Origin of the sequence: Sphingobacterium sp. UBA2480 (genome assembly GCF_002341965.1) — a bacterium.
Classification (GTDB): Bacteria; Bacteroidota; Bacteroidia; order Sphingobacteriales; family Sphingobacteriaceae; genus Sphingobacterium; species Sphingobacterium multivorum.
Genome location: NZ_DDPA01000009.1, coordinates 42,007 through 63,689 on the forward strand (window position 1 = coordinate 42,007; position 21,683 = coordinate 63,689).

Consider the following 21,683-nt stretch of genomic DNA (forward strand, 5'->3'; position numbering starts at 1 on the left):
ATCTACTTTTGTATAGTTAACAAAATTGATATGAAGATTAATAAGTTATTTATTGTTGCGGCTTGTGCGGGTACATTATTTGCATCTTGTGGTCAAACAGCTGCAGATAGACAGCGTCAATACTCTAATGCATCCTTAGCGGATGGTGATGCCTTTGCAATGATTAAATTCGTTGGCGAAAATGGAAACTACTTGGTAAATCTTGCTGATGTAGCTGCAAAACAATCTACCTCAGCAGAGGTGAAAAATGTAGCTGCAAAGATTAAAGAAGCTTACGCAACAGTGTTACCAGAATTGGACAATTTAGCAAAAGAATTGCATGTTGGCGATGCGCAACGTGGCGTGCCTGCATTTCAAGTTCCTGCTTCAATTGGTTCGGACAGTACAGCGGCATTCAATGATAAAGCATTTTTAGCGCTAGTGGTTGAAAAACAAGGTGAGATCAATACTAGATTGTCTCATGAAGAGCACAATACAAACAAGGATGTTATTCACCTTTCGGAGGAGTCTTTGAAAAAAGTGGAAGAGATCTACAAATTAGCTGGCGGTAAAGTTGAAGAACACCATCACTAAGAAATAAGATAAATAAAAGGAAAGGAGTATTCATTAAGATGAATATTCCTTTTTTTATGATTTTTTTGTTGACAATACTAGATTTTCTGCATGGAATTGTGATAGGTACTGAGTTTCGATAGGATGTGCTATCTGTATTCCGACTCAGTTGATTGCCAGCGAGATGATTTTGGCAGGAAATGAGTTTGTATTCTTGATAAAATGGAAATTTTAGTTATTGTAAGACATATCAGTGTTGTGTACACAAGAATTCCCTGGAATAATCGTTTGTTATTTGTTAAATTAATGATAACTTAACATTTATATAACACAGTTTTTAATAACTGTGTTTATTTTAGCGTAATTTAATGAAATCGTATATAAAGTGAGATACGCCGCAATAGATATAGGTTCCAATGCAGTCCGTCTTTTGATAGCTGACATTATTGGACAGAAAGACCAATATAATTTTAAGAAAAATACACTGTTACGTGTTCCACTTCGTTTGGGGGATGATGCGTTTATTCATCAGGAAATTTCACCTAGGAAAGCCGAGAGTTTGGTTAAAACGATGAAGGCCTTTCGGGAGTTGATGGATGTTTATAACGTGGAGGATTATATGGCCTGCGCGACTTCGGCCATGCGTGATGCACGAAATGGCGCTGATATTGTTGCGGAGGTCAAGAAAAACGGTATCAACATCGATATTATAGAAGGGGCAAAGGAGGCAGAGATTATTTACAATAGCCATTGGGATAATAAGATGGAAAAGGACAAAGTTTACCTTTACATTGATGTAGGTGGGGGTAGTACAGAATTATCGTTATTTGCCAATGGTGTTTTGGTTAATTCCAGGTCCTTCAATTTGGGCACAATCCGTATCCTCGACAATCAGGACAAGGCAGAAACCTGGGATGAACTGAGGGAATGGGTACGTAGCAATACGCATATGTATAAGCAAGTGGTTGGTATTGGTACTGGCGGCAATATTAATAAGCTTGCGCGCCTTTCCAATGAAAAATTGGATAAACCATTATCCTATGCTAAATTAAAAGCCGTGTATGAGCATTTATCTTCATTTTCTTTGAAAGAACGCATTATCTTATTGGGTTTAAACGAAGATCGTGCCGATGTCATTATTCCTGCGAGTGAGATTTTTCTAACGATTATGAAGCATGGTCGTCTAAAACAAATCATTGTTCCAAGGGTTGGGCTTGTCGACGGTGTAATTAGAACCTTGATCAATAGGAATTTAGTAAAATAATGCTGTAAAAAGCGATTTTCGACTTGTAAAAGAGCGAAAAATCTTTATTTTTGTGATACCAAAGGTGAATATGAGCCCAGGTGGCGAAATTGGTAGACGCACCATCTTGAGGGGGTGGCGCTCGCATGGGCGTGGCAGTTCGAATCTGCTCCTGGGCACTTAAGGAGACACTAGTCAATAGTTGTCTCCTTTTTTTATGAACAAAAATATTGTCACTCAGATCATAGGGGCAATTGAGCACAGTTCGATTTTTTGGGATCAAGCTGAAGGCATATGATAAATTTGAGAATAATAAAGCCTTATTTGTTTCCCGCTTTTCAAACATTGAATGAATATAAAATACGCGTTAAGAAACTAAAGATTATTTAGCGTAGAACTAAGGTCTTAATCCATTCAGGGCTGTATGTGGATGATTTTAAAGGAGTATACCTTGCTGGTACCAGGTTCGTAACTGATAGTTTTTGTCGGACTTTAGTTTGGCTAGTTTTCTTGGTAATAAAGTCCAAATGTAGTCGTTTTGACAGTCTGTTTGCTCCCTTTTATTGCCTATCTGTTGTTTTGTACCGAGGTCGTTTTGATGTTTATGGACCTAAATCTTATAAGAAGCTATTCTGTAACTTGCTCGTGGTCTTTATCTTGTATAGATAGGTTTTCCGGGAAACCAGTTAGCGCCATTACCGCCACAAGTAACTAGAAAATAGAGTAGGACAACAATATAAACGAGTATGGTAACGCGCCAAATCATGTGTAAGCCGCGAGAACCTCTATCGTTTTGTTTTCTTTGTTTGTCCCTTATCTTTCTGCTTTCTCGATTATTTTCCATTTTCTTTTAAATAATAATGTTTGCAGCTCGCTACCCTAATTTTACCGCCATTTGCGCCGGCATATTTGGATATTGTTACCGAATTTGTCCGATGCTGTTATAATTAGGCAGCTGAACCACAGAATATTTTGAATCAGATTTCTAAAAATATAAATAATGGTAGAGACATGCAATTTGTAAAAATAGGACTTGCGGTTAAGATTACCCTAACAAACAGTTGTATTGCGAATAATAGACTAAAAACCACGAATATTGAACGAACTGCAACAGATAATAAATAACCGTAAAATTAATTAATGGTGTTTTTATTTTTACTTCCATAAAATAAAGACTTGCTTCAAAAGCATGTTATGGTTTAATAAAAAGATAGAAACAATGAAAAAATTAATGATGAGTTTGATGGCTGTTGCACTGCTATCTACAGCCGCTTCTGCAAAGACAACGGAAAAGGCACCGAAAGAAAATGTCAATGCTAAGACAACGACTTACCGTCTTCCTAACACGAATACACTCGTGAAAGTCACCGAAGAGGTCAAAGAAAGCGAAGGAAAATTGACACACTGTATTTTTGTGTTGAGTTTTTATGATTATGACACGGCGCAACTGGTCGGTACACATACTTCAGACACCTATACAAATGGTGGTTGTGGATCTTTCTTTAAAGCATGTAGGGCATTTTGGGGTGTTTAATGCAGTCGATCCCTGTTGGTTTCAACCGGCAGATAGGTTTCGGCGTTTTCGCGCTGTTACAAACGATTAATTTAAGCGGGGTGAAAACCCCGCTTTTTTTTCGCCCTAAATGGTTAGACTGTTAAGTCTTTTTGCTGTGCAGAAAATTCAGTTTTTAACCCGCTTTTTCGCTTATAATACGCTAGGAAGGGTATGCTTTGATGATTTGTGATCAACTACTGGTAGTCTTATCGCGTAAGTTATTACCTTGTTTTTCGTTTAACGAGGTTGAAGCGTTTTGATTTGAATTGTAAAAATATGCTATAACGGGATGGTACGTGTTGGACTGATGTAAAAAAACATTATCTTAGATTATTATATTTAATTTATCAGATAAAAAAGTGTAGCTAACCTTTTTTAATGATAACCGAATTTGGAACTGAAGAACTTCAATATGTACACTAGAAATTTTTTACTTCTTCTTAGCGCACTAATATGGCTAAGTTGCACAAAAGATCCCATCGAGCCAAACGTAGAGCCCCCAGAGGTGGCACCTTCAGATACCACCAAGAATGAGCCCACTGTTCCGCCTGATAAGTACGAAATTCGGAAAGTACAATTTCAGATGAGCGAGCTTTTCTCTGATGATAATATTGATGAAAAGGTTTTCCTGGGCGGACTTTGGAGTCTCAAAGACACCCTTGAAGGCCCACGGCTAGAAAGCCTGGAAGCAAAAGCGAAAAAAGTAAAATTCCATTTCTTGTCTTACAATGACTTCTCCGTAGATATGGGATTCTTTGAGCCCAGCTATAAAAATGGTCTTGCTTATGCCAATAAGTTTGAAAAGTCGAAACAGGCAAGTAGTATGAACTTTACTTCGAGCAGTTTTGGAGATTACGCCGAAATACAGGGATTTCTCGGTAATTCGAAGGATGTAAAAAAGGCATTATCCCTTGTAAAACATGCCGACTCAACGACGATCAGTAAGCAAAACAGCACGCTTCGTATAGGCAAAGTCAATAAGCTTACAATTTATATTGACCACACAGAGTATTTTGATGCTTATCCGGAATCGGAGGTAGCTGTATTGACCCAAGCAGGTTACTCTCCCTATGTGCTTGCTTCGGTGACTTATGGTACCCATATGATTCTGATGGGTGAAACTGATTCAACACGGGCAGGCCTCAATACGGCAATAGACAAAATACTGGAAAATAAAACACTGGATGATGTAGATACCAAAGTCCTCGATTGCAGCAATCTGCTGATCTACTATCGGGGCGGCGGCAAGAACAGTTTTATTCAGTATCCGAAAGGAGCCAAGGCTATTGGAATAGCACTCCGCGATATGCTCCTTTATGTGAGTCAGACGGAAAATATCTTTAATTATCCACTTACCTATGACTTTATGAGCCTGAAGGACTATAGCACGCTACGGTATTACAATATATTTGACATTCGGGTCAAAAAACAAAAGTAAACGAACGAAAAAAGGCATCGGCAAGATAAAAAAACGGCATCCAGATCTAGGTGCCGTTTTTACTTTTGCCAACAAGCTTCTGACTTGCGCATTGATTTCGCAAAGCTCTTCAATATGCAGGGTATTTCACCTATTCCTTTTCGCTAATATCCTTTAGCCGTTGCAAAGCATTTGGCCAAGCCTCATTAAAGTAATCGATGTATTCGTCGTTTGTATCAACATCTACTTTCAATAATGTTTGTCCTTCGATGTCCGAAAAAGAATAATTTTCTAATGCTCCAGCCCAATCTTCGACAGCTGGTCCGGATAAAATTTCTTGGCCATTGTCTAGGATACCAAGATGCCGAATAGACACATATGAATTTGGAATGTATTCGGCGATTTCTGCTACCATTCCGCCTTTTTCACCATTTTCATCGACGCCGGTAAAATGAATTTTTTGCCCCTTGTCCCAGATGCCTTCGAAATCTGAACTTGGATTGAATGCACTGGTCCATTGTTTATAGGTTTCTTTGTCAAGCATTGTTTTAAAAACCCGCGGCACAGGCGCATGGATCTTAATTTGATAAGTTAATTTCTTCATCTTTCTATTGTTTTGGAAAATTGGGATCGGCTTTTATTTCAGCGATCTGTTTGGTATGACGTGCAGAATGCGCAGCAATAAACATCAGGGCTTGATAACCATCAATTGGACCAGTTGGGGAATCGCTGACATGATTTCTGAGATCTTCCGCATCAGCTTTTTTGATGTAATCAAGCACGGGGTGGCGGGCGGCATTGAAATCAGTCAAAGCGGTGTTCACATTTTTATAAATTCCCTCTGGTTGGAGTTCCTTGGGTGCCTGATATTTGTGACTTCTGTCTGTGAGTGCATTTTTTAGATTGTCGTCGGTCATCTTGATCTCTTTTCTCCTTTCAGGTTGTGGATCTTGATCCAGGCCCTTTTTTGCCATGTCAAATATCATTCGTTCTGAACGAATAATATGCTCAAGGCATTGACTGATCGACCATTTGTCGGGCGCTGGCTTAAATTGGAGCTGCGCTTCGCTTAAACCCGCAACCTGCTTTTCAAGCTCCGCAGTTGTTTGGTTAAAATATTGCAATAGCGAGTCGGTTCCAACATAATCGTGTTTTAAAGCCTGTTTTTTTTCTATCAGCGTAATGTTTTGGTCCTTTTGCTCGAGCAATGACCCTGATTTGGCAGATGATGGAGCCAAGGTAGCAGTTGCTATGCTGGCAAGTGCTATCATGTTCATAATTAGATTCATAGTTTAATACGTTTTAAGATCGTAAAATAAATGTCACTATTTCTTTACAATTATAAGGGATTTTTGTTTGGTATATCTTCTCATAGGACAAGAAAAGCTGCGTTTGCGCCTTCCCAGATTAGACGACGATTCCTATTTGACGCAGTCGATTGCAACCTGATAAAATACGTATTCTGTAATAAGTGTTTTTTGTACATTTATTAAAATAAAACCTTATCTTTAACAGAATAACTAACCGACTATTTGAGTTAATCTATGTTAAATCACAATTATACGCGCTATTTTAAACGTTTACCAGTAAAACGTTATGCTTTGGTATGTATGCTATCTTTGTTGGGGACAATTGCCGCAGCACAGCAGACATCGGTATCGAGTCCGGACGGAACTTTGACCGTTAAATTGGATCTGAAAAACGGTCATCTATTTTATCAGGTTGAACTGGAAGGAAAGACAATGTTGGAAGCTTCACCGCTTGGGCTTCAAAGCAAGACGATAAATTTAAGCGATAATTTGCGTCCTATAGCAGAAAAAAGAGCTGAAATTTTGACCAATTATAACGAGCCAAAAATCAAACGCAGTCAGGTACAGTATAAAGCGAATGAATTGCGTTATGTGTTGGAGAATACTTCAAAGCAGCAGATCGAGGTTACTTTCCGTGTTAGCAACAACAATATAGCGTTCCGATATTATGTGCCTCAGGTGGGCGAGCCGGCCAACTTTGCATTGATAAAGGAGAATAGCGGCTTTAAATTTCCACTCGTTACAACAACATTTTTAACAGCCCAAGCTTCCCCCATGATAGGCTGGATGAAAACAAAACCAAGTTACGAAGAGGAGTATCAGGCAGATCAGGCGCTAGGCGTACCTTCGAAGTATGGTGTTGGCTATACTTTTCCTGCGCTCTTTCATGTTGGAGATCGGGGATGGGTACTTGTTTCGGAAACGGGAGTTTCAAGTGCATATTGCGCATCCAAGTTAAGCGAAGGCACGAAGGATGGGCTTTATAGCATTGCTTTTCCGGAAGAAGGGGAGAACAATGGCATTGGACGAGCTGCTCCCACAATTTCATTACCCGGTTATACACCTTGGCGCACACTGACTGTCGGAAGCAATCTAAAACCCATTGTGGAGACGACCATTCCGTTTGATGTTGTTGAACCGCAGTATCCGGCATCGAAGAAATACGAATTCGGACGGGCGACATGGAGCTGGCTGGAATGGCAGGACGGCAGTATTAATTTTGAAGACCAAAAGAAGTTCATTGACCTTTCGGCTTCAATGGGGTATGAATTTGTATTGATCGACAATTGGTGGGATACAAAGATCGGCCACGAGAAAATTGAACAATTGGTGGCTTATGGGAAGGAGCGGGGCGTAGGTATTTGTCTGTGGTACAATTCGAACGGATTCTGGAACGACGCACCTCAGACGCCAAAAAATAAAATGAATACTTCGATTGCACGTAAAGCCGAGATGCAATGGATGCAGCATGTGGGCATTAAAGGAATCAAAGTCGACTTTTTTGGAGGCGATAAACAAGAAACACTGAAGCTTTACGAAGATATTCTTTCGGATGCAAATGATTATGGATTAACCGTTATATTTCATGGATGTACTTTACCGCGTGGTTGGGAGCGCATGTATCCGAATTTCGTGGGCAGTGAAGCCGTATTAGCCTCTGAAAATTTGATTTTCACACAACATGCAAATGATACGGAGGCTTTTAATGCGACTTTACATCCCTTTATTCGCAATGCCGTGGCGGCAATGGATTTTGGTCCGGTTTTGCTGAACAAACGTCATAACCGCGAGAATAGCGGCGGTACTATCCGCAAAACGACAGAAACATTTCAATTGGCAACGGCGATTTTATTTCAGACTCCGGTACAAAATTTTGGATTGACACCCAATAATTTACAGGAAATGCCAACCCATGTGATTAATTTTATGAAGCAGGTGCCAACTACCTGGGATGAGACTGTTCTTATTGATGGTTATCCAGGTAAATATGTCATACTTGCCCGGAGAAAGAATGATACATGGTATATCGCAGGGATAAATGCCGAGGGCAAAGAAAAAACTGTATCGGTGAATTTGCCCATGTTGAGTACAGATGCGGTACAGCTAATCGACGATAACATTGCCCGGGAGTCAAAACAGAAGCAGATTCGACTTTCTAAAACAAAGTCCATCAAATTGACGTTGCAACCTGAAGGCGCCGTTGTTTTAATCGGAAAATAAATTAAGCGCTCTTCTGATGAACTGAATCACTTTTGATGAACTGAATTATCCAGGCTAAGTGAATCACGCCTGACTAATGGAAGCTATCTCCCAGATCCATTAGTCAGGACGAAGAGTTCTTATTTCTAGGATCTTGTGACTTGTAAATCCTGCCCCGGCCTTAATTTTCAGTTCTATTTTGGTTTTACCTGCACTCTCCATGGGAAGCTGTATATGTATTGTTTTCATGGTGGATCTCTCATCCTTGTCTTCCAATGTACTGATGGTTTTACCATCGATCATTACCTCAGTTACCCTGGATGAGTTGTCTGCCAGCAATTTGATCGCGACCAGTTGGGTCTGTGGCGTTATTTTCATCACATAACTGAACCAGCCTTTTGTATCGCGCCAGCGTGTATCACCGAATGCCCCAGCATTGCTATTTTGCTCGCGAAAAAAGTGATCTGATTCTGGTTGTTGCTCCCCAGCGACTACTTTATCGACCGTTTTGGCCGCTAGCGCTAAGCTTTCCACTTCATCGCGGCGCATTTTGTCCTGTAATGCCAGTAATTCTTTCTGCGTTGCTTGAGGCCAATAGATCATATAACGGGAATCATGAATACCGAAAAAGGGTTCTAGTTCCATTTGAATATCTTTTTTTCCCAAATAGAGATTTGAGAGTGTAAAGTGTAAGGGCTTTGACGCTATTGGTTTTACAAGTGCCGGAATATTGTTCGGTTCTGCTTGAAGAATCGGGAGATCACGTAAAGGGATTTGTTTTCCAGAAGCAATGTGCCCCATTCGGCTGTCGTCGGCTCGAAGTCCCAAAAGATCTTCCTGTCCAGTTCGGGCTCCCAAAACAAGAGGTCCATATAAAATGCTATAATAATTGCTTTTATCAGGCAACTGCTCAGTATGTATCCCCATGGGTAATTGAAGGCTGACGATATCGCCCTTTCGCCATGTACGTTTGATCTGGATATGCTCATTTGTGGAACTGAAATTGCGGTAAGGCTTTCCATTGATCAACACATGGGGAGCTGTGGTGAGCCAGCTGGGTTTACGAATAAACAAGCTGAATGACATCGGTTTTTTAGGGTTCATTCGTATGCTTGTTTTGGCTTCTGTCGGGAAGTTCGTTTCTTGAATAACTTCCATATTTTTCTCCTTCCAGTCCAGGCGTGAAGGAATAAATAGATTGACAAATAGGTCATTGTTGCGGTATGCGTAGATCATTTCACCATATTTGGCGTGATTTTCCATCCCTGATCCGACGCAGCACCACATACTTGTCTGCGCTTGAGAATAAACACGATAATGCCCCGGACGAATTTGCGTGAAATAGACTAATCCACCATGTTCGGGGTGTTGTGTCGATAAGATATGGTTGTAAAGAGCACGTTCATAAAAATCGAGGTATTTCCCTTGCGGATCGGTCTGATAGAGCATTTTTGTGAGCCGTAACATATTGTAGGTATTGCAAGTTTCTGGTCCCTCAATGCTATAGAGCATTTTTGAAAAATCTTCCGTTGGGTTAAAATGTTCACTTACACTATTTCCTCCAATAGCAATCGAGCGCTGCTCAACGACATTGTCCCAAAAGTAACGAACAGCCTCCGCCCATTTTTCGTTGTGAGAAAGGTCAGCGATGCGTTTAAAACCGAGAACTTTTGGAATTTGTGTATTTGCATGCAATCCTGTTAAATGATCTTCATGCGCTAATAAAGGCTCAAGTATGGATTGATGACTGAATTTACGAGCCAACTCGAGATAAGTCTGATCTTGGGTAATTGCAGCAACATCAGCAAAAGTTTCGTTCAGTCCGCCATGTTCACTTCGTAACATTTCCTGTATTTGAGCATCTGAAAGTTGAGCGACCAACTTAAGCGCCCAATCAGTCATTTGAATCAGCATGTCTTTTGCAGATTCATTGCCTGTCAACAAGTAGGCGTCTCGCAGGCCAGCATAGGTTTTGTGTATATTATATAGCGGCACCCATTTTCCATTCAGGTTAAAGCTACCGGCGTTGATTCTACCTTGCTGAATCTCTGTCCAAATAATTTTACCCCCAGGTACTCCGCCTATGTAGCCGTTTCCATTTGCTTCCTGACAACGTTTCAAGTTGCTGAGCATATAATCTAGGCGTTCCTTAATACGAAGGTCTCCTGTAGCGGCATGCATATGTGCGAGAGCAGATAGATAATGCCCTCCGATATGGCCATCTAATCCTGTATTTTCCCAATTGGTATAGGAGTCTTTTTTTAGCGGTAAATTGGCTTCGTGTAAAAAGGGAGCCAGCAATCTGTCCGGGTCCATTTCCAATAAATAATTGATGTCAAGATCTTCAGCATGTTTAAAAATCCCAGGTAACAACCTTACTTCTCTTAAATCGAAATAATTCAATTGAGAAGTTGTTTGGGCAGATAGCGCCAGACTAAATAAGCTTAAGAGAGCACTGTGCAAAAATTTGTTTTTGAAGATCATATGGACTGAAATTATCATTTGTTATTAACAAGATCTGATGAGCTTGTCTGGTTAGCCGTTATGTATAAAAAGACCGGTAAATCAAAGATATTAAATGTGTTATTTATTTTAAGTGTTTTTTTTACATTTATATTTATGCGCGAAAATAATGCGTGTATTTTTTTGTATATTATTGATAGTGAGTTTGTTTTTTTATTAAAAAGAGCTGATCCGTTTATTTTTAACTATACTTGTATATGAAGAAAGTTAATAGTATTGTTATTTTTTGTGCTTCCAGTTTAGGGAATTCGGCCGTGTATGAAGAGCAAGCCTCCTATGTGGGAAAGGTTTTGGCTGAATACGGTATTCGTTTGGTTTATGGTGGTGGAAGGGTTGGCCTAATGGGAGCTGTTGCGAATGGAGCTCTTGCACAGGGAGGTGAGGTAATAGGTGTCATTCCTGATTTTTTAAATTCGAAAGAAAGAGAGCATAGGGGGGTAACAAAACTGATTACTGTAGATACCATGCACGATCGTAAACGGATTATGAGTGATTATGCCGAAGGAGTTATTGCGCTGCCGGGTGGTTTTGGTACCTTGGAAGAACTTTTTGAAATGATTACATGGGCTCAATTGGGTTTACATAAAAAGCCAGTTGGTTTGTTAAACATCAATGGATTTTACAATCATCTCATTCAATTTATTGATCACATGGTCGAAGAGGGCCTTCTTAAGCAGGAAAATCGAGCGATGTTATTGGTGGCTGATACGATTGAGGAGCTGATCGAGAAGATGCAACAGTATGAAGCGCCACTGGTTCCCAAATGGATTGAGAAGGATGAGATTTAGCGATATAATAAAATCGTTCAGAATTGACTAAGTCGAAATTAGTTCGAAGGATTATACCTCATATAATCCGAAACAGCTGTCGGAAGCATTCCGACTAGAAGCTTCATTGTTAAATAGACCACATCGTATTCAAGTGGTGAACAGTAAGAATTTTAGTGATCAAGTGGTACTCAACCTCACCGAAAGTGCTATCTCTGCGGATAGCTATTTCGGTGGCGGCTATATCATCGCGTAGTGTTCTCTCATTTTTTTTTATTATTTAAGAAATGAACAACATTTTTAAAGAAATGAACAACAATGAATTGAACTAGAGGCGATACCTTTGTTATGGCTAGATGTTAGAGTCGGTTGATCAGCATAAAAACAGCGCTGATCTTCGATTCGGGGGAATCCCTTATATTTTAACCGGCTTTGGGATTCCCCTAATTTATGCGTGGACAGGAGATATTCTTCTCCCTACACAAAAGGCCCGATCGTATGATCGGGCCTCTTTTATTTCGTGATTAATATAATTTACAATTGATTTGCTCGGGCAGTGATTTCGGCAATATCCAGCACTTCTATCTCTGATTCTTTTTCTTTTATCTTTACGCCATCTTTTAGCATGGTCATACAGAAAGGACATGCTGCTGCTACAACTTGAGGCTGTGCATCGATGACTTCTTCGATACGTTCGATGTTAATGTCTTTTACTCCAGGCTCTGGTTCTTTGAACATTTGTCCGCCCCCTGCACCGCAGCAAAGTCCATTGCTCTTACAACGTTTCAGTTCGATCAACTGGGCATCCAAGCTTTCCAATACTTTTCTCGGCGCCTCATACACCTCATTGGCACGACCAAGATAACAGGGATCATGATAGGTTATCTTCTTTCCTTTAAATACATTATTATCCGCTGGTTTTAATTTTCCTTCATCAATCAGGTTTTGGATCAATTGTGTATGATGAATGACCTCATAGTTGCCACCAAGAGATGGATACTCATTTTTTAAAGTATTGAAACAGTGCGGGCAAGCAGTTACTATTTTTTTGATTTCATAGCCATTGAGTACTTCGATGTTCATCATGGCCTGCATTTGAAAGAGAAATTCGTTTCCACTTCTTTTGGCAGGATCCCCCGTACAGCTTTCTTCTGTACCTAGGATGGCATATTTTAAACCGACATGTTGTAATATTCTGCAGATATCGCGCGTAATTTTCTGTGCACGTTCGTCAAAACTCCCAGCACAGCCTACCCAAAATAGTATATCTGGAGTTTCTCCTTTAGCCAACAGTTCTGCAACTGTGGGGACTTTTAATTCATTTTCCATCATAAAACTATTGTTGTTGAGTCCAATTGGCACGGTCTAATTGCGCATATTTCCATGGCGCACCATTGTTCTCAATATTTCCAAACATATTGTTAATACTTGCAGGAGCTTGTGATTCTTCCATAACGGCAAAGCGACGTAGTTCAATAATAATATCCAGTGGATTAATATTGACTGGACATTGTTCTACACATGCATTACAGCTTGTACAGGCCCATAACTCTTCTCGACTGATATAAGTATCGATCAGCGATTTTCCGTCATCCTGAAAGCTCCCATTTGTTTTGATATTTGTACCGACTTCCGTCAGTCGATCCCTTGTATCCATCATGATTTTCCGTGGGGATAGCAGCTTTCCCGTTATATTTGCGGGGCAAGAAGATGTACAACGTCCACATTCTGTACAGGTATAGGCATCCAATAAGCTCTTCCAGGTTAAATCCTGAACATCTTTGGCTCCAAAACGTGCATTTGCATCTGCTGGTGGTGGAGTGAAACTTGGGTCAAGCATGGCTTTTACCTCGTTGGTTACGGCAGGCATGTTGGATAGTTTGCCTTTCGCATTCAGATTAGAAAAATAGGTGTTCGGAAAAGCTAAAATAATATGAAGATGCTTAGAGTAGGGGAGGTAGTTCAAGAACGCAAGTACACCTAGGATATGAAACCACCAACAAGACCGCTCTATTAAAAATAAAGCTTCCGTCGAAGTTGGAAGGTATGGAAGAAGATAGTGGCTTACCGGAAAGGAACCTACCGATTTAAAATGTGCAAAGCCATAGAGTTGCAATTTAAGATCAGAAGCGTTCATCAGCAGGAAAGCCGACATTAAAAGAATCTCTGTGATTAAAATAATATTCGCATCCGTCTTGGGCCAATGTTTTAATTCCGCGCTATTTAAGCGAGCTACTTTAGCGATATTTCTCCGAATTAAAAAGATGACACAGGAGAGCAGTACAGCAAGGGCGAGCCATTCAAATGCACCAATCAGAAAATTATAAAAACTCCCTAGAAATGAAAAGATACGATGTGTACCAAAAAGCCCGTCTATGACAATCTCCAACATCTCAATATTGATGATGACAAATCCGAGGTACACAAATAAATGCAATACTGCGGGGAAAATGCGCTTAAACATTTTCTTTTGTCCAAAGGCGACGAGGAGCATCATCTTCCAACGCTCTGGTGATCTGTCCGAACGATCTGCCGGTCTACCCAGCTTGATATTACGATAAATCTGTTGTGCATTTTTGCTAAAAAGGAATAATGCTACAGCGAAACAAACCGCAAATATTAGTTGACCTATCATATGCTTGGATCTTGGTTATAAACAAATATACTATATTATTTTGTTATGCTAACATAGTAAAAATAAATCAAAAATAATGCCCTAAGGCGATAATTTATTGGAAATTTTTACGGGGGAAATATAGGCTGTAATGAAAACGTCCAAGAAGGAATTCTTTCTTCTTGGACGTTTTATCTAATTATAATGGAATATTCTATAGCTGAACATCGGAGAATGTCTGTTCTAATATTTTACGAATGGTTTTCTGAATCCGTTCTTTTCCTGCTTCGGTATTGACATCGATACCGCAAAAGGTACTGCCCGTAGATTTTGCCTGAAGGCTTAGATAGTAGATTGAACTGACTAAGATCGCCAATGTTGCTCTCAGGTCGTTTTCGGAGTTTTCGAATTTTGAATCGACATGTTTAAATAGTTCCTCGCCAAACATTTCCCTTCTGTCGGCGATATTTTTAAGCGCTTTGGTTTTTTCGCCCAGGCCCCAGTGAATGACTTTTTGCTTCGTTTTATCCTTCAAAAAGGTGTCGAATTGAGATTTAAGCAATTCTTCTATCAAGGAAACGCTGATGGTGCTTGGGTTTGTGACCATTTGCTCTAAGACTCCTTTGTCTCCGATTTGCCAAAAATCTTTTTGTGTCAGGTAAGCTTCCACCAGTTGATCGAGACCGCCAAAATAGTTCCATATTAATGCTTTGTTCAGTCCACATTCCAAAGCAATATTAGGCCCATTCAATGCATGGTATCCTTTCTTTTGAATGACCTTTCCAACAGCGGCGATCATGCGAGCTTTGGTGCGCTCCTTGTCTCGAATAGGACCGGAAGTTACCTTTCTTTCTTTTTTAGGATTATCCTCAATTACTTTCTTTTTCATGCGAATAAAATCATTTTAACGACGAAGCTTTCCTGAGTACCTCATATTCGTTAGTTAATGAACAAATTTGAGCCCATGAAGTTTTCATTAGGGTAGATATGTTTGTTTTCCGAACCAATATCTACAATTTAGCTGGTAAATGCAAGAAAACTAAGTCGTAGATTTTTTATTTACACTATAATTTGACTGAACCGATAAGCTTTTTAGTTTATCTTATTCTTTTGGCTATAGAACTGACGAATATTTACTGCTGTCGGCGGTATACGCCGATTGCGATTTACTTGCTATTTGAGAAAATGGATAGGCAATAAAAAAGGGATTATCTCTAAAGATAATCCCTTTTTTATTGCCTTGTATTGCTGGCTTATTTTCTTGTTGGAGCAGCAGGAGCAGCTGTAGCTGAAATACCTAATTTTGTTTTAACAGCAGCAGTTAAATCCTCTCCACCTTGGTAGTAAGGGATAAGTCCAGGATTTGAAATATCAAATACATAAGCCATTCCTTTTTCTTTAGAGATAGCACTAACAGCATCCATAACTTTTTTATGTACAGGCGCAATTAATTCTTCCTCTTTTTTGTTCAAGTCTTCTTGAGCAGCTTGTTGTGCTGTTTGAATACGCGCTTGAATATCTTGTAACTCTTGACCTATTTTATTGATTTCTGGATCAACAGTATCTTTATTAGCTTCACTTCTGTTACGCAATTTATCGTTAGCTTCTTTTTGTTTTGTTTGATAAACAGTAACCATGTCTTGAATTTCTTTGGTTTTACCGTCACTCAATGTCTTCAATTGGCCTTCTGCAGCTTTAAACTCGGGAGTAGATTGGATAATTTCACCTAAACTGATATGACCAATCTTTTGTTGCGCATTTGCGAATTGAGTTGAGAAAAATACTGCCACTAAAGCAACCGCACCCTTTAATAAATTTTTCATGCTTTTCATTTTAATCTAATGAGCCATCTTTATGGCAATCTTTTAGTTTTCTAATTAATTACTACTATTATTATTTGTGTTCACAATGATAATAAACTCCCGCTTAGTTTGCAAGACTCGGATTGGGTTTATATCCTAATTTTGTAATGACATCATTACTTTTATTCAATTTTGGATTGGCATAGAGAAAAGTCGACTCATTGCCCTTGTCCATAATAAAATCAATTCCCTGTGCAGAAGCAACGTCTTGGATAGCTTTTGCTACACGATCTTGAATAGGCTTCATCAGTTGAGTACGTCTTTTAAAGAGGTCGCCTTCAAATCCAAACTTTTGTTTTTGATAGTCTTTTACTTCTTTTTCTCTTGTCACAATTTCATCCTCACGACGACGGCGCATATCTTCATTTAATAAAACCTGATCCTTTTGATAAGCCTGATATAGTTTCTCAATCTCAGCATATTTCTGATCCACTTCTTCCTGCCATTGCTTCGATAGATCATCCAGCTGTTTCTGTGCAGTCGTATATTCAGGAATATGTTTTAGGATATATTCTGAATCAGCATATGCAAGTTGTTGGGCAAATGTCGCTGTAGCACTCACGACTACAAAAGCTATAACTAACAATATTTTTTTCATATTTCCTGTAAGTTTTTATAGACTATACTTTTTATTATTTAACACTAATTTACCTTATGACATGATATAAACCCAAAAGTTTAATCCGGTAAAACCGCTTTAAGTAAATTTACGGCTCAAAAATAAGAAAAAAGAAGCAATCTACTAGATATTTCTCGGGTTTAACACTATTTAACTTGTTGTCGAATCCCTTTATAAGGCTTCCCTGAGCGTGTCTATGGCTGTCTTTTTCGGTGGTCATAACAGCGCTCAATATAAGAAAATTTAGAAGATTTTGCTGTAGATTTTATCTGATAGGATATATAAAATCGGATAGCCTATGAAAGCCTAAATTGTTTTAAAATAAAAAAAGCTATCTGCAATTGTATGCGATAGCTTTTTTATGAATTTATACCCATGGACTGGGGTCAAGAGCGGTTAGAATCCACCCATATTTTGCATAATACTAAACGTAAAGTTTTGTTTCCATGTACTGCTTGGTAAACCCGGGATTGGGTCAAATGCATGACCGTAATCTATTCCTAGCATACCAAAAATTGGTAAGAAGATACGGGCACCAACACCTGCAGAACGACGTACTTTAAATGGATTGTATTCAGTGAACTTGTTCCAGGTATTGGCCGCTTCAGCAAAAGCTAATACGTAAACTGTTGCCTGATCATTTAACATAACCGGGTGACGCAATTCCATTTGATATTTCGTATAGATCGGACTACCTGAATTTCGTGCCACATTCACATTTTGTGTTCCTTCAGGAATGATTACACCATTTGCATAACCACGTAATGCAACAATCTCAGATCCTTGTAGGTAATCAAACCCTTGCATACCATCCCCACCGACTTTGAAACGCTCGAAAGTCGATATTTCAGTTTTGTTGGAGTATTTACCCAAGAAACCAAATTGAGCTTGAGCTTTGAAAACAAGTTTACCAACGATTTTTGCATACCATTGTGAGTCAAATTTCCATTTGTGATACTCTGTCCAACGGTAGCGTTCTTGCGGTGAACCATTTTTATAATCAATGTTGTTGAACAATGAATATGGAGGCGTCAATTGAACCGAGAACTTGATGTTTGAACCTGAAGTAGGGTAGATCGGCGCATCGATCGAATTACGGCTAAACTCTTGCGTCAAGTTGATGTTATAGGCCGTACCATTATCAAATAGGAAGTAATTTCCATAGTTCTGAAGCTTATAACGTTGGAATGACAAGGATGTATTCGCCTGGAACCAGTTATCTGGCCATTGTAAGCGTTTACCTAAAGTTGCGGTAATACCCGTCATCCAAATACGGTTCAACTCGGAATCCTTAACAATTTGCTCGCCTGTATAGTAGTTAAATCCACCATACGATGAACTCGAAGTATAGGCACTCAAACCGAAATAAATTGGTTTTTTACCACCCAGCCAAGGCTCGGAGAAGGAGAAGCTATACGATTGATAACGCTTACCTGAAGTTTGACCACGCACACTCAACTTCTGTCCATCTCCACGTGGTAGCGGTTTCCAGGAACTTTTGTCAAAGAAATTACTGGTGGAGAAGTTGTTGAATGTTAAACCTAAGGTACCGATGATCTGACCTGCACCATAACCACCCGAAAGCTCGACCTGATCCGAAGGTTTTTCAGTAACATTATAAACAATGTCTACTGTACCATCCGCATAATTTAAATTTGTCGGTACGGGGTTTGTTTTTTGCTCATCAAAATTTCCTAGCTGCGCAATCTCACGCACACTGCGCATAATTTGTTCTTTTGAGAATTTTTGACCTGGTTTTGTATAAATAGAACGCAATACAACACGGTCGTTGGTTACATCATTACCTTTAACAATAACGTTATTGATGGTATATTGAGCACCTTCATATACACGTAAATTTAAATCGATGGTATCGTTGTAAATACGTGTTTGCTCAGGGTCTACCGAAAACGTAAGATAACCATCGTTCATATAGATTGAAGAGATGTCATCTGCATTTCGACCACCACCTAACAATTTGGCGTTTAACTTTTCTTCCGAAAAGACATCACCACGTTTAACCCCTAAAATTTTATTCAGTAGGGTATCCGAATATTTTGCATTACCTGTCCAAACAATATTACCTACATAATATTTAGGACCTTCATAGATGTCAAAATTAACCAGCACATTTTTTTCACCATCGCGAATAACCGTATCTTTCAAGATCGTGGCATCACGATAGCCTTTGGCGGCCATTTTCTTGATTAGGTTTTCTTTACCTTCTTTGTATTTTTCTTCCTTGAACTTTCCAGGACCGAAAATGCGATACCACATTTTTTGCTTGATGGGCTTGGCCATTTTTCTCAATTCTTGTTGAGAAAAATGTTCATTCCCTGTAAACGTCATTTTTTTGACTCTTACCTTATGTTTTTTATCCACATCGGCAATAAGTATTTCATTATTAGCCTGTGCCGAATCTTTCACTGTTTTTAGGGTGATCTCCGGATATAAAAAAGCCTTTTCTTTTAAGAACCGTTGAATCGTAGCACGTGTGGTGTTCATCAAGTTTTCGTTGACAATTTTACCGGTGTTGCTATTTAAACGTTTGCGAACTTCTTCGGTCTGACTTTTACTTAGGCCATTAATATCAATACGCGTTAAACGAGGACGTTCTACTACACGGATGGTCAAAAATATATTTTCACCTTCAATTTTATCTGCCCATAATTCGACATCATCAAAGAGGCCTTGAGCCATCATATCCTTTACTACTTTTGCAGTTGCCTCACTTGGAACTTCCAAATATTGACCTACTGACAATTTAGATATTGTAATTAATACATTTTTATCCAAAAATTGTGTTCCAGTTATATCAATAGCGCTAATTACATAGTTTTTAGGATTGAGATAGCTGATTTTTTCTGGGTCATTTAAATTGAACGCACCTTTGTCTTGTCCGTAGACAAGCTGCATTGATGAGAGGCCAAAAAATAGTATTACGGGTAGTATACGCTTCATTTATCTATAATTATTGGCGCTAAAGTACACCAATCGTTTGTTAATTTTTGTTAATTAAGAAAATTTAACCAGCTTGCTTTTATTCAAATCAGTGGTCAAATTTAATAAAATCTTTATAACTGTTCACTTGTTTTTCCAAACCTTCTTTCGCGTTGCTGGTAATCGACGATGGATTTAAATAAATCTTCTTTCGTAAACTCAGGCCACATCTTATCAAGGAAGCATAATTCTGAATAGGCAATTTGCCAAAGTAGGAAGTTGCTTATTCTCAATTCTCCGCTGGTACGTATCAACAGGTCAGGATCGGGGAGGTTTTGTGTATAGAGGCTTGCAGCGAATAACTCATCGTTGATTTCTTCCGCATGGAGTTTTCCGTCTTTTACTTGTTGGGCTAGATTCCGGGCGGCATCTACAATTTCTTGTCGGGAACTGTAACTCAACGCTAATGTCAATGTACAGTGTGTATTTTCTTTCGTTGCTTCTATGGTTTCCTGTAGCTTCTTTTGTGCATTGGAAGGTAGTTTGGTGATATCACCAATGACATTCAAACGGACGCCATTCTCCTGAAAAGTTTTGATTTCTTTTTTAAGGGAAGTAACCAATAGCTCCATGAGTGCCATTACCTCGAGCTTAGGCCTATTCCAGTTTTCTGCAGAAAATGCATAAAGTGTCAGAAATTTAATATTTGCTTTTACACATCCTTCTAATGCTTCTCGTACTGCTTTTACACCATTTTGATGCCCAAATACGCGAAGTTTCCCTTTCTGTTTTGCCCAACGGCCGTTGCCATCCATGATGATGGCTATATGCTGTGGCAATTTAATACTATCTATCTGATCTAAAAAACTCATTTTTGCTGTTTTCAATAAAATGAACACCTTAGGCATCAATGCTATTTTGGCGTTTTAAAACCTACTTTTGGTTTCCTGTATTGCTACCAATGATTATTGTTTGTTTAACGTACTTTTCATTGATTAATTATCGCACTTGGATTTCTATTACGGATGTTCTTATTCCGTCTTTCTTTATTTCTTCCAAATATCGATTTTTAATTGGAAATTTAGAAGGACAATATGTAGAAAGATTGTTTTGTGTGTTTCTCTTCATACAAAGCGAGCTTGTGCGAAGTGAATTGATAGCCTAATAATTTCTGACATCGATGCCCCAAAGTAATTTTTCCCGCAGCGTACTGAAAAAGCTTTCATGGGGGAGTCTAATCAGATTAATAGTAAATGGAGCCTGTTTAATGGTTAATTTTACAGATGTATCAATAGACTCGTTTTTGGAATCACAGCTTAAGATGTATTGATTGCTTCGACTCTCTATTTCCAATTCAAGGGTAAACTGATTCGAGATGACAATGGGTCTCACATTGAGATTGTGCGGAGAGATGGGGGTAATGACAAAATTGCCACTTTCCGGCATAATAATAGGTCCGCCGCAACTCAATGAATAGGCTGTGGATCCGGTAGGTGTAGCGATAATTAGTCCATCTGCCCAGTATGAATTCAGTAGTTCGCCATTGATGCGTGCATTGACCGTAATCATGGCCGAGCTGTCGTAACGAAATACGGTGATATCATTAAGGGCATAATGATTGCCTTCAAACAAGTTAAGCTGTTCAGATTCTACAGAGAGCAGCACGCGCTTCTGTATGGTAAAACGCTGGTTCAGTATATCCTCGATGGCATCCTCAAAATCATTTTTATTGATGGACGCTAAAAAGCCGAGGCGTCCAAAGTTTATTCCTGCAATTGGAATTCCGGAATCTTTAATCAGGGAAACAGCAGATAACATGGTTCCATCTCCGCCTAGACTCAACATGATGTCAATATGATCTTTTATTTCTTGATAGGTATTGTATGTTGAGAAGTTAAAGGCGCATTCAAATTGTGATTGCAGAAATTCATGAAATGGATTATATACCCAGATCTCAATATTTTTATCGACAAGATATTCAAATAAGTGTTTCACATGTGGTATAACAGAGGGTTGAAACTCTCTTCCATATATTGCGATTCTCATATTGTTTTCAATTTATGGGGCAAAGATGAGAAAAAA

The 21,683-nt window shown here is 39.1% G+C and carries 17 protein-coding genes and 1 tRNA gene; 7 read left to right on the forward strand and 11 right to left on the reverse strand.

Annotated elements, in window-relative coordinates:
• The first annotated feature begins 30 nt into the window (after positions 1 to 30).
• From B3600_RS20850 to B3600_RS20870, 5 genes are all read left to right on the forward strand, one after another.
• Positions 31 to 573 (forward strand): hypothetical protein, encoded by a 543-nt coding sequence (locus B3600_RS20850; protein ID WP_070570475.1) that lies wholly within the window; start codon positions 31 to 33, stop codon positions 571 to 573.
• Positions 574 to 937: 364 nt separating this feature from the next.
• On the forward strand, positions 938 to 1,816 hold the full coding sequence (locus B3600_RS20855; RefSeq protein WP_115047823.1) for an exopolyphosphatase: 879 nt from the start codon (positions 938 to 940) through the stop codon (positions 1,814 to 1,816).
• A gap of 74 nt (positions 1,817 to 1,890) precedes the next feature.
• Positions 1,891 to 1,974: transfer RNA gene (locus tag B3600_RS20860), tRNA-Leu, on the forward strand.
• A 1,040-nt stretch (positions 1,975 to 3,014) separates the two neighbouring features.
• The gene (locus B3600_RS20865; protein WP_146753017.1) at positions 3,015 to 3,329 is read left to right on the forward strand and encodes a hypothetical protein; all 315 of its coding nucleotides are present in this window, start codon (positions 3,015 to 3,017) and stop codon (positions 3,327 to 3,329) included.
• Positions 3,330 to 3,762: 433 nt separating this feature from the next.
• Positions 3,763 to 4,788: a hypothetical protein gene (locus B3600_RS20870; protein ID WP_286754276.1), complete on the forward strand. Its 1,026-nt coding sequence runs from the start codon at positions 3,763 to 3,765 to the stop codon at positions 4,786 to 4,788.
• Between the two features lie 130 nt (positions 4,789 to 4,918).
• Here the strand turns inward: B3600_RS20870 and B3600_RS20875 are convergent, their stop codons facing one another.
• Entirely contained in the window at positions 4,919 to 5,371 is a 453-nt protein-coding gene (locus B3600_RS20875) for an SRPBCC family protein (RefSeq protein ID WP_070570483.1), read from the reverse strand.
• Between the two features lie 4 nt (positions 5,372 to 5,375).
• Positions 5,376 to 6,056, reverse strand: coding sequence for a DinB family protein (locus B3600_RS20880; RefSeq protein WP_286754277.1), 681 nt, complete (start codon positions 6,054 to 6,056; stop codon positions 5,376 to 5,378).
• Positions 6,057 to 6,311: 255 nt separating this feature from the next.
• Between B3600_RS20880 and B3600_RS20885 the strand changes: the two genes are divergently transcribed.
• On the forward strand, positions 6,312 to 8,297 hold the full coding sequence (locus B3600_RS20885) for a glycoside hydrolase family 97 protein (protein WP_286754278.1): 1,986 nt from the start codon (positions 6,312 to 6,314) through the stop codon (positions 8,295 to 8,297).
• Positions 8,298 to 8,396: 99 nt separating this feature from the next.
• On the opposite strand, the gene B3600_RS20890 is transcribed toward B3600_RS20885, so the two are convergent.
• Positions 8,397 to 10,760 (reverse strand): glycoside hydrolase family 127 protein, encoded by a 2,364-nt coding sequence (locus tag B3600_RS20890; protein ID WP_286754279.1) that lies wholly within the window; start codon positions 10,758 to 10,760, stop codon positions 8,397 to 8,399.
• A gap of 236 nt (positions 10,761 to 10,996) precedes the next feature.
• Between B3600_RS20890 and B3600_RS20895 the strand changes: the two genes are divergently transcribed.
• Complete coding sequence (locus tag B3600_RS20895) at positions 10,997 to 11,587, forward strand: TIGR00730 family Rossman fold protein (protein ID WP_070570493.1); 591 nt, start codon at positions 10,997 to 10,999, stop codon at positions 11,585 to 11,587.
• 513 nt (positions 11,588 to 12,100) lie between these two features.
• Here the strand turns inward: B3600_RS20895 and B3600_RS20900 are convergent.
• The 8 genes from B3600_RS20900 to B3600_RS20935 all read right to left on the reverse strand — a co-directional run bounded on the left by B3600_RS20900 (position 12,101) and on the right by B3600_RS20935 (position 21,647).
• Complete coding sequence (locus tag B3600_RS20900) at positions 12,101 to 12,895, reverse strand: (Fe-S)-binding protein (protein WP_112374414.1); 795 nt, start codon at positions 12,893 to 12,895, stop codon at positions 12,101 to 12,103.
• A 7-nt stretch (positions 12,896 to 12,902) separates the two neighbouring features.
• Positions 12,903 to 14,201 carry a 4Fe-4S dicluster domain-containing protein gene (locus B3600_RS20905; protein WP_112374402.1) on the reverse strand — a complete coding sequence of 433 codons (1,299 nt, stop codon included), beginning with the start codon at positions 14,199 to 14,201 and terminating at the stop codon, positions 12,903 to 12,905.
• Positions 14,202 to 14,394: 193 nt separating this feature from the next.
• Positions 14,395 to 15,069, reverse strand: coding sequence for a TetR/AcrR family transcriptional regulator (locus tag B3600_RS20910; RefSeq protein WP_046671927.1), 675 nt, complete (start codon positions 15,067 to 15,069; stop codon positions 14,395 to 14,397).
• Positions 15,070 to 15,433: 364 nt separating this feature from the next.
• The gene (locus tag B3600_RS20915) at positions 15,434 to 16,003 is read right to left on the reverse strand and encodes an OmpH family outer membrane protein (RefSeq protein ID WP_286754280.1); all 570 of its coding nucleotides are present in this window, start codon (positions 16,001 to 16,003) and stop codon (positions 15,434 to 15,436) included.
• Positions 16,004 to 16,106: 103 nt separating this feature from the next.
• Positions 16,107 to 16,640, reverse strand: coding sequence for an OmpH family outer membrane protein (locus tag B3600_RS20920; RefSeq protein ID WP_046671928.1), 534 nt, complete (start codon positions 16,638 to 16,640; stop codon positions 16,107 to 16,109).
• A 417-nt stretch (positions 16,641 to 17,057) separates the two neighbouring features.
• Positions 17,058 to 19,622, reverse strand: coding sequence for an outer membrane protein assembly factor BamA (bamA, locus tag B3600_RS20925; RefSeq protein ID WP_286754281.1), 2,565 nt, complete (start codon positions 19,620 to 19,622; stop codon positions 17,058 to 17,060).
• Positions 19,623 to 19,735: 113 nt separating this feature from the next.
• Positions 19,736 to 20,473, reverse strand: a complete 738-nt coding sequence (locus B3600_RS20930; protein ID WP_286754282.1) for an isoprenyl transferase — start codon at positions 20,471 to 20,473, stop codon at positions 19,736 to 19,738.
• A gap of 289 nt (positions 20,474 to 20,762) precedes the next feature.
• Positions 20,763 to 21,647: an NAD kinase gene (locus B3600_RS20935; RefSeq protein ID WP_112374400.1), complete on the reverse strand. Its 885-nt coding sequence runs from the start codon at positions 21,645 to 21,647 to the stop codon at positions 20,763 to 20,765.
• Between the last annotated feature and the right edge of the window lie 36 nt (positions 21,648 to 21,683).